This window comes from Mesorhizobium sp. M7A.F.Ca.CA.004.12.1.1, assembly GCF_003997835.1.
In the GTDB taxonomy this organism is placed as follows: domain Bacteria; phylum Pseudomonadota; class Alphaproteobacteria; order Rhizobiales; family Rhizobiaceae; genus Mesorhizobium.
The window spans coordinates 4909-14127 of sequence record NZ_RZRK01000053.1; the positions used below are offsets into that span (position 1 = coordinate 4909).

The window sequence follows — 9219 nt, forward strand, 5'->3', positions numbered from 1 at the left end:
GCGGATGTCGGAGAGTACGCCATCGATCAGCTTGTCGAGGCCGCCATCGGCATCATAAAGGGGCGTTCCCGGCAGGGCACCGATATGTGCCATCGAGATGACAGCCTTCTTCTTGTCGCCGAAAAATTCAAATACCATCGAGTCGTCTCCTTGGGGATAAAGTGAAAATGTTGCGCCTCAGTCGCGCGTCAGCGGCGGCGCGATGCGCAGGTCGACCTTGGCCGCGGCGAGCGCCGCGGCGATCTTGGCCGGCGGCTCGGCATCGGTGATGAGGATGTCGATGTCCGACAGTGGCGCTATCCGCACCAGCGACATGCGCAGGAATTTGGCGGAATCGCAGAGCACGATCTTGGTGCCTGAGCGTCTCAGATAGGCGCGCTTCATATCGGTATCATCGAAGGAATAGTCGAAGAGGCCGTCCGCCGTGATGCCGGAGACGCCGATCACGGCGACATCGAACCACAGCGCCTCGAACTGGGCGATGGCCGCGGGCCCGCCGGTCGACATCTCGTCGGCCCGTACACGGCCGCCGGCAACATAGACTTCGGGCACGCCGCCGTTCAGCGCCGCCGCGATCCTGAGGCTGTTGGTGAACACCTTGGCGTGCGGAAGGTCCTTGAGGTGCTCGGCCATCAGATAGGTGGTGGTGCCGACATCCAATGCGATCGTGCGGTATCCCGAAACCAAGGCGGCCGCGGCGGCGGCAATCGCGGCCTTCGGGTCACGGCGCTGGCGCAAGCGCGAATCGAAACTCGGCTCCTCACTGTCCATGGCGACCAGCGGCGGGTTGTCCGCCTCGATCGCACCTCCGTGGATTCGTACAAGCCTGCCCTCGCGCTCCAATTCGACCAGATCGCGGCGGATCGTCATGTCGGAAACGGCGAGTTCGGCCGCTGCCGCAGCGACGGTGAGCGACCCCGTGCGGCGCAGGAAAGCCAGGATGCGTGCCTGTCGATCGTGCGCGAGAAGGCGCTGACGATCGGCATCGCGCGGTGCGCCATGCGTGGACGATAGGGGAGAGGCGGTGTCGTCGGCCATCGATGTATCCGGTGGGTAAGCCGCTGACGAAGCGGTCTGCAACTTCGACTCTACCGCATGATCAAACATTTTCAAACAAAAATATGTTTGCAGTGTTCGAATTTATTGGTATGCATCTCGATATCAACAGAACGCGTTCCGCCACCAAGCAGAGAGAATACGACCATGCCGGCTGCCTCCGTCATTCCTCCAGTGCTTGCCGAACTCGCGGGCAAGCGTGCCTTTGTGACGGGTGGCGGCGCGGGGATCGGTCGCGCGATCGCGGCCGCCCTGACGCGGCAGGGTGTCGCCGTGGCGATCGGCGATCTGGATCCCGACGCCGCGCGCAAGGCGGCCGAGGAGATTGGCGGCGGTGCCGCCGCCGTCACGGTCGATGTTCGCCGTCGCGATTCCGTCGAGGCGGCCTTTGCCACTGTGCTGGAAGCGCTAGGCGGCTGCGATATCCTGATTGCCAATGCCGGCGTGTCCACCATGCAGCACGCGCTCGATCTGACCGACGAGGAGTGGGACTTCAACTTCTCGGTCAATGCGCGCGGGGTATTCCTCGCAAATCAGATCGCTGGACGGCATTTTGTCAAGCAAGGCACGGGCTGCATCGTCAACACCGCCTCGCTTGCCGCGAAGGTCGGTGCGCCGCTCCTGGCGCATTATTCGGCATCCAAGTTCGCCGTGCTCGGCTGGACGCAGGCCTTTGCCCGCGAGCTCGCGCCCAAGGGAATCCGCGTCAATGCCGTCTGCCCGGGGTTCGTCAAGACCGGCATGCAATCGCGCGAAGTCGAATGGGAGGCGCATCTGCGGCAGGTCACGCCCGAACGGGTGGTCGCCGACTATATCGCGCAGACGCCGCTCGGCCGGCTCGAGTTGCCGGAGGATGTCGCCGACGTCGTCGTGTTCCTCTGCTCGGATCAAGCCCGCTTCATGACTGGCCAGGGCGTCAACGTGACCGGCGGCGTCTACATGACCTGACGGCTTTTGGCGGCTGTAACCGGATCCTGATGCTGGCACGCGCCATCCAAAAAAGTGAACACATATGATCAGAAGGCAGGCTTTCAATGTTACATTTTGTTCTCTAAGATGACCGTTCGCTCGACTTCGGCCTTCGGCGTTCAGCCGGGTCAGACGGGTTCATGAGGAAAGTCTATGGCGTCTATCGAGCTCGATCGCGTTTCCAAGCTCTACGGCAATGGCAATTACGGGGTGCATGAGGTCGATCTCACCATTCCCGATGGTGAATTCGTGATCTTTCTCGGCCCGTCGGGATGCGGCAAGTCGACGACGCTGCGGATGATTGCCGGCCTGGAGAGTATCTCCTCCGGCGATCTTCGCATCGGCGGCAAGAGCGTCGCCAATGTCGCGCCGCGCGACCGCAACGTCGCGGTGGTTTTCCAGAGCTACGCGCTCTATCCGCATATGTCGGTGCGGCAGAACATGGCTTTCGGGCTGAAAATGCGCGGCACCGACGCAGCAGTGATCGATGCCAAGATTGCCGACGCCGCGAACCTGCTCGGTTTGCAGAATCTTCTCGGCCGCAAGCCGGCAGCGCTTTCGGGCGGCCAGCGTCAGCGTGTCGCGCTCGGCCGGGCGATCGTTCGCGAACCGGCGGCCTTCCTGCTTGACGAACCGCTGTCCAACCTCGATGCGCAGCTGCGTGCCGAGATGCGGCTCGAACTCGTCAAGCTGCACCGACGCCTCGGCCGCACCATCGTCCATGTCACGCACGACCAGGTCGAGGCCATGACCATGGGCGATCGCATATGCATCATGCGCGATGGTCGCCTGGTCCAGGCCGGCCGGCCGCTTGAAGTCTATGCCGACCCGGTCAACACCTTCGTCGCGCGCTTCCTGGCGACGCCGCCGATGAACCTCATTCCGGCCACGCTTCAGGCCGCACCTGGCGAAGGGCTCTCCGTCCTGACCGATAGTGGCGCCGTGCTTGCCGTCCCCGCCCGCCATCGCAACGCCTATGGCGAGCGTGTCGGGCGCCGCGTCATTCTGGGGGTGCGGGCCGAGGATTTCCACGAAAGCCCCGACAAGCCGGACTGGCAGAAGATTGCCGTACGGGTCGTGGCCGTCGAGGCCCTCGGCGCCGAGAACGTCCTGATCGGCCAGATTGCCGGTCAGGCCACCGGCACGGACGATGCCCATCCCGCCGGAGGCGGCAAGCCGTTGGAGATCGCCGCCCGCCTGAGCCGTTATTTCACGGCGCCCGTCGGCTCGATCGTCGAACTCTACATCGACCCGCTGCCGATGCACCTGTTTGATCCCGAAACCGAACTGGTGATCGCGCGGCCGAGCCTCATGAGGGCCGCTCGATGACCAGCATGGACAGAAACGAGCGGCCGGCCTTTCGTCGCCGCTTCGGCCTGCATTTCGGGCTGATTGTCGTTTGCGCCATCGTGCTGCTGCCGCCGCTCTGGGTGCTGCGGACGAGCTTCGTGCCCGAGCAGCTATCCTACAGCAACGAGCTGATGCCGGCCTTTACGACGGACAATTATTCGGCGCTCCTGTCGAGCCGCTTCGGTCAGTCCTACCTCAACAGCCTGATCGTCGCGCTCGGCTCGGTTCTGCTCGCATTGCCTTTTGCCGCCACCACCGGTTATGCCTTCGCCCGCTTCCGTACGGGCGGTCGGTGGGCGCGTTTTGCCGTTCTGGCGACGCAAATGCTGCCGCCCGTGGCGCTGGTGCTGCCGACCTTCACGCTGTTCCGAAGCCTGGAGCTCAGCAATTCGCTGACCGGGCTGATCATCGTCTATGCCGCGCTCAACCTGCCTTTCCTGACCTGGATCCTGATGGGCTTCTTCGAAGGCATTCCAGTCGATCTGGAGTGGGCGGCGATGACCGACGGCGCGACTGCCTGGGGCGCCTTCTGGCGCATTGTGCTGCCGGTGTCGATGCCCGGTATCGCGGCCGCCGGCGTCCTCGGCTTCATCCTGGCGTGGAATGAGTTTTTGTTTGCCCTGGTTTTGAGCGGGCCGAAGACGGCGACGATACCGGTTGCGCTCGCCGCGTTGCAGACCTCGAACGGCGTCCAGATCGCCAAGGTCTCTGCCGGCGTCGTCCTTGCCATCCTGCCGCTGGTCGTGGCTTCCCGCTTCATCCAGCGTTTCATCGTCCAGGGCTTGACGTTCGGCAGCGTGAAATAGGCCGGCCGCTCCGAGAGCCGACATGGCTCGCTAGCCGGTTATGAAATCGTGACGGGATCACCGCCGCGTCCAGAGGGAAAGAGGAGTAGAGAGTTATGACTTGGAACAAGCAGACCTTGATCAAAATGCTGATGACGGCCGTGAGCGGGGCAGCTGTTGTCAGCGCATCGCTTCCGGCCAGGGCGGCTGAGCCCATCACCTTGCACGCCTTGATGGAGGACGTGCCGGAAACCAAGATCATCGAAGCGCTGTTGCCCGAATTCGAGAAGCAGACCGGCATCAAGGTCGAGTTCGAGAAGATCGGCTATCCCGACATGCACGACAAGCTGGTGTCCCAGCTGACCGCGCCGCAGAGCTACTACAATGTGCTCGAGGTCGACTTCCTGTGGGCCGGCGAATTTCCGGCCGCCGGCTGGCTCGCCGATCTGAAACCCTTCGTCGAGAAATCCAAATACGATCTAGGCCCCTTCATTCCCTCGACGCTTGACCTGCTCGGCCGGACCAAGGATCAGCTGTTCCTGGTGCCCATGTACAACTACTCGATGGGCCTCCTCTACCGCACGGACCTGATCGGCGACGAGAAGCTCAAGGCCGCCTACAAGACGGCAACCGGCAAGGAACTCGCTTTGCCGACGACCCTCGAAGACTATGTTGCGATTTCCAAATTCATGAAGGCCAATGCAGGCGTCGCCGGAGCCGCGATGCAGGGCCAGCGCGGCGATCCCAACAGCATGGAATTCTCCAACTACCTGTTCTCCGCCGGCGGCAGCTATCTTAATGCCGACGGCAAGGCGAGCCTCGACACGGCAGAGGCCAAGAAGGCGCTCGATCTCTATGTCGACAACATCCAGCATGGCGCCCAGCAGGGTGCCATATCGGCGACACTCGATGACACCATGCGCCTGATGTGCAGCGGTTCCGCCTTCAGCATGGTCACCTATTGGTGGATGCTGCCGCAGATGGACGATGCCGTGAAGTGTCCGACGGTCGCCGGCAAGGTCGGCCTGTCGGTGATGCCGGGTGGCCATGGCGAAAGCGGCGGCTGGGGCTGGGGCATTCCCAAGAACACGTCGCCGGAAGAGCAGGAAGCCGCATGGACCTTCATCCAGTGGGTGCAGAGCAAGGATGTTTCGGTGAAGCGCGCGCTCGAGGGCCACGCGCCGGTGCGCAGCGATGTCTATGCCGATGCGGCGGTGCTGGCGAAATATCCCTTCTACAAGACCGCCGAGGATGTGGTGGCGACCGGCAAGTCGTTTCCGATCTTCACCTATTCGGCGCAATACGAGGATCTGCTCGGTACCCAGCTGTCGCTGGCGGCTGGCGGCCAGGCGACTTCGGAGGCAGCACTGAAGGCGGCTTCCGACGGCTTGCAGGGGCTCCTCGACAAATAGCGGTCCGGCTCGGCCAGGAGATCCGGCGCGGCGGTGTCAGCCGCGCCGGATCTTGTCCAGACCCCGGATCTTGACCAGACCAGGAACGCCACACCCCGACCAAGGCTCGGTTACGATGTTCAACGCGATCAAAAAAGGATTGGCTGCCCGTGGCCGCGAATGGCGGACCGGCTGGGCCTTTGCCTTGCCCGGCCTGCTGCTGCTGGCGATCGTGATGGGCTTTCCGCTGGCCTATGCCTGCATCCTCTCAATCTCCTCGATGACCTTGATCAAGCCGCAGCTTCTGCCGCTTGTCGGGTTCAAGAATTTCGCCTCGATGATCGGCGATGAGCTGTTCTGGAACGCGCTCTGGCTCACCGTGCGCTATTCGGCGGTGACGGTGGTCGGCGAATTCGTGATCGGGCTCGGCATCGCCCTGATGCTCAACCGGACGGTCCGGATGAAGCCGGTCTATTTCGCGGTTCTGACCATTCCCATGGCGATGTCGCCGATCAGCGTCGCCCTGATCTGGCGCATGCTGCTCCAGCCCAATCTCGGCATCGCCAATCATCTGATGGAAACGTTTGGCCTGCCGCGCCTCGACTGGCTAGGCACGCCAGGCATGGCGCTCTGGACGATGGCGGCGATCGACATCTGGCAGCAAATGTCCTTCGTCGTGCTGATCCTCGCCGCGGGGCTCGCCGCTTTGCCGCGAGATCCCTATGAGGCGGCTGAAGTGGATGGCGCACGCGGCTGGCAGCAATTCTTCTACATCACCCTGCCGATGCTTCGGCCGGTCGCGGCGATCACCATCATCATCCAGCTGATCAACGAGTTCCGGACCTACGATCTGCCTTATGTCCTGACCAAGGGCGGGCCGGGCAACGCGACCGAAGTGCTGAGCTTCTTTGCCTATCGCCGTGCCTTTCTCGGCCTTTCGCTCAACGAAGGCGCGGCAGCCGCCTTCGTGCTGCTGCTGATCGTCCTTCTGCTCACCGTGATCTTCTTTGCCGTCCTCGAACGCTCGCAAACGGGAGAGGGCCGGAAGTAGGCTGTTAAGCCTTGAGCAATCTATACAGCCTATCCTGGCTTGCAGATTGTCGAGGGAACATGAAACGCCAGCCGCTTCTGCTTTTCGCCTTTCCGTTTCTCATTCTGGCGGTCCTGGCAGGGGAGCGCATGGCGACCTTGTTGCTGGGCGCCTATCCGGCCAGCCCCACCGCATGGTGGCTATGGCTTGAACTGCGCCCTCTGTCGACGGTACTTTGGCAGCAGGTCGATGTCTGGCTGGGCGGCTCCATGGCTATCGACGCCGTCATTCTTGCCGCCGCAGCGATCGTCTGCTGGGTGGCGTGCCACGCCAAAAGATCGGCATCCTCGTTCCTCGCCAACCATGTCGCCCTGATTTTCGCTGGCCTGATGATCGCCGTCGGCAGCCATTCGGAAACGGCCAGCACGATTGCCGAATTCACCTCGCCCAAGGGTCTTCCGTATTCGCTGGCCGTCGATTTCACCTTGAAGAACAGCCTGGTGCTGCTTTTTGGCATCGTGGCCTGTGCCTACTGCCACATCGCCTTCCTCACTGAGGCGCGGGAGCGGTCCGTCCGGGCCATCCGCATCCTGGCGCTGCAGCGCGATCTCTAGAGCAATGGCGTCTAGTTGATCCGGCGGTAATAGACCTTGCCGTCGGGCTGCTGGATGCGCTGGTAGTTGGAGCTTGGGGCAGGGGGCGAGGCCGATGCTATTCTCTTCCTGGGTGCGGGTGCTTCGATGACGCCGGGCTCGCTCGCGCTCTCGCCGTCGAGCGCTTCGGGCGCTTGCGCCAGCGTGCTGGTGGCGAATTCGGACGGTTCTTCCGCACCTGGCATGGCCTCGCCGCCGGCGACCGGCATAGTCTGCCCCAGCCGGGCAATGCCGGCATCGATCTCGTTGAAGCTGCCTTGCAACTGGCTGTCCAGTTTCTCGAACCGGCTCTGAAAACCGTTGTTGACCGTGTCGAGCCGGGCCGCGATCCGCTGCTCGAACGCGCCGAGCTGCTCCAGCCGCGCTTCGACGAAGCGCAGGTCGCTCATGCCCCGATAGAGATAGACCGCGGCCGCCATGTTGACCGCGGTGATAAGAAGCGCGCCACCGGCGACGATGACGCCGATCGTCTTTGCCTTGCTGAATTTCTCGGTGGCAACCGGTTCTCGCTGTTCCTGGTTTCCGATATCGATCGCCGGCATGTCCGGTTCGCTGATCATCGTCATTGGACCACCACCTTTGCGCCGACAGCGACGCGTTTGAAAAGATCGATCACATCCGTGTTGGTGAGACGAAAACAGCCCGATGTCCCATCGAAGCCGACACCCGACGGGTCGTTGGTGCCGTGTATGCGGTAGAGCGTGTCGCGCCCGTCCCGCGACAGGTAGAGCGCCCTTGCGCCGAGCGGATTGTAGGGACCGGCGGGCACCATTTTCGGCAGCTCCGGCTGGCGGGCCCGCATTTCCTGCGGCGGGCGCCACTCCGGCCATTCGGTCTTCGCCCCGACCTTGACGATTCCGGTCCAGCCGAACCCGTCGCGCCCGACGCTGATCTGATAGCGCAGCGCCTGGCCCTGGCGGGTGACGAGGTAAAGCGCCTTCTCGTCCTTGCGGATGACGATCGTGCCCGGCTGCTCGGCGGTTCTAAAGGCAACGGCCTTGCGCAGGCTGGGCCCCATCGCCGGCAGCGGCGGCCGCTCCGAAAGCGCCGATCGCGCCTCGGCGAAGTCGTGGACGGACAGCGCCAGCGCCATGCCGAGCGCGCAGGCGCCGGCGAGCTTCGGGGCGATCCGATATCTATCGGGCAGCGTCATCGAGCCGCTCTTTGAACATCCGCTTCAGATCCTTGTTGAAGCGCGCACGCCCATCCACTTCGGAAGGCGGAATGGCCCTGTTCAGCGCATCGGTCAGAAGCGCGTTGTCGAGCGCGACCGACTTGATGTGCGGCGCCTTGAAGATCTTTTCGAGCTCGCTGCGCGAAAAATGGTTCCCGAACCATTTGCGCTTGTGCTTGTTGGCGACCAGCGTGATGCTGACCGCATTGCCGCGCAGCTCGCGGATCTTCTTGTAGAGCCGCTTGCCTTGCCGCAGCGACGCGACATTGAGTTCGAAGACGATGAAGATCTCGTCGCTCGTTGACAGCACGGAATTGTGCCAGGGCGTTTCGAGATTGGGCAGGTCGATGACGATATCGTCGAAGCGGTAGGCGACGAGGTCGAGCAGCCGGAAGACGAAGTCGCTGCCATGCGGCTCGAACGGCAGTTGCGGCCGCTCGAATGCGTAGAGGGTGAGGCCGGACGGGCGCGACAGCTTGATGACGTCCATCAACTCGACATCGAGCCGTTCCGGCTGGCCGATGATGCCGGCAAGGTCGAACTGGTTGAACAAGTTGAGATAGGCGCCGCAATTGGCGCTCTGGAAATCCAGGTCGACGAGACAGGTGGACGCCGCGCGCTCAGCCGATTTCGACGCCAGGAATTCGGCCGCCGACAGCGCCAGCGTCGTGGCGCCGGCGCCGCCGCTGGCGCCGATGAAGGTGATGATCCGGCTCTTCGTTCCCTGGTTGCCGGTGTCGTGGAAGGTCACGGCATTGAGCAGCTCCTTGCCGTCGAGCGGCTTGTGCAGCCAGTCCGAGGCGTTCATGCG

10 protein-coding genes and 1 pseudogene are annotated in these 9219 nt (G+C 63.1%); 6 read left to right on the forward strand and 5 right to left on the reverse strand.

Translation table 11 applies throughout. From position 1 onward, the window contains the following. Positions 1-138: pseudogene (locus EN984_RS38590) on the reverse strand (BtpA/SgcQ family protein); the annotation flags it as partial. 39 nt (positions 139-177) lie between these two features. Then, the gene (locus EN984_RS04845) at positions 178-1038 is read right to left on the reverse strand and encodes a DeoR/GlpR family DNA-binding transcription regulator (protein ID WP_127271648.1); all 861 of its coding nucleotides are present in this window, start codon (positions 1036-1038) and stop codon (positions 178-180) included. 165 nt (positions 1039-1203) lie between these two features. On the opposite strand from EN984_RS04845, the gene EN984_RS04850 reads away from it, so the two are divergent. From EN984_RS04850 to EN984_RS04875, 6 genes are all read left to right on the forward strand, one after another. Beyond that, positions 1204-2004 carry an SDR family NAD(P)-dependent oxidoreductase gene (locus EN984_RS04850; RefSeq protein WP_127271331.1) on the forward strand — a complete coding sequence of 267 codons (801 nt, stop codon included), beginning with the start codon at positions 1204-1206 and terminating at the stop codon, positions 2002-2004. 174 nt (positions 2005-2178) lie between these two features. Then, positions 2179-3354, forward strand: coding sequence for an ATP-binding cassette domain-containing protein (locus tag EN984_RS04855; protein ID WP_127302116.1), 1176 nt, complete (start codon positions 2179-2181; stop codon positions 3352-3354). Next, complete coding sequence (locus tag EN984_RS04860) at positions 3351-4181, forward strand: carbohydrate ABC transporter permease (protein ID WP_013530271.1); 831 nt, start codon at positions 3351-3353, stop codon at positions 4179-4181. Before EN984_RS04855 ends, EN984_RS04860 begins: the two co-directional genes overlap by 4 nt. Positions 4182-4276: 95 nt before the next feature. Beyond that, positions 4277-5572 (forward strand): sugar ABC transporter substrate-binding protein, encoded by a 1296-nt coding sequence (locus tag EN984_RS04865; protein ID WP_127272703.1) that lies wholly within the window; start codon positions 4277-4279, stop codon positions 5570-5572. Between the two features lie 115 nt (positions 5573-5687). Beyond that, complete coding sequence (locus tag EN984_RS04870) at positions 5688-6602, forward strand: sugar ABC transporter permease (protein WP_127268510.1); 915 nt, start codon at positions 5688-5690, stop codon at positions 6600-6602. A 59-nt stretch (positions 6603-6661) separates the two neighbouring features. Further along, complete coding sequence (locus EN984_RS04875; RefSeq protein ID WP_127268511.1) at positions 6662-7195, forward strand: hypothetical protein; 534 nt, start codon at positions 6662-6664, stop codon at positions 7193-7195. An 11-nt stretch (positions 7196-7206) separates the two neighbouring features. Here the strand turns inward: EN984_RS04875 and EN984_RS04880 are convergent, their stop codons facing one another. The 3 genes from EN984_RS04880 to EN984_RS04890 all read right to left on the reverse strand — a co-directional run. After that, positions 7207-7800, reverse strand: coding sequence for a hypothetical protein (locus tag EN984_RS04880; RefSeq protein WP_127268512.1), 594 nt, complete (start codon positions 7798-7800; stop codon positions 7207-7209). Then, a complete protein-coding gene (locus EN984_RS04885) occupies positions 7797-8387 on the reverse strand; it encodes a L,D-transpeptidase (RefSeq protein ID WP_127268513.1) in 591 nt (196 codons plus the stop codon). Before EN984_RS04885 ends, EN984_RS04880 begins: the two co-directional genes overlap by 4 nt. Continuing rightward, positions 8371-9219 (reverse strand): AAA family ATPase (locus EN984_RS04890; protein WP_127383651.1); only part of this gene is annotated, 849 nt, incomplete at its 5' end. The genes EN984_RS04890 and EN984_RS04885, both read right to left, overlap by 17 nt.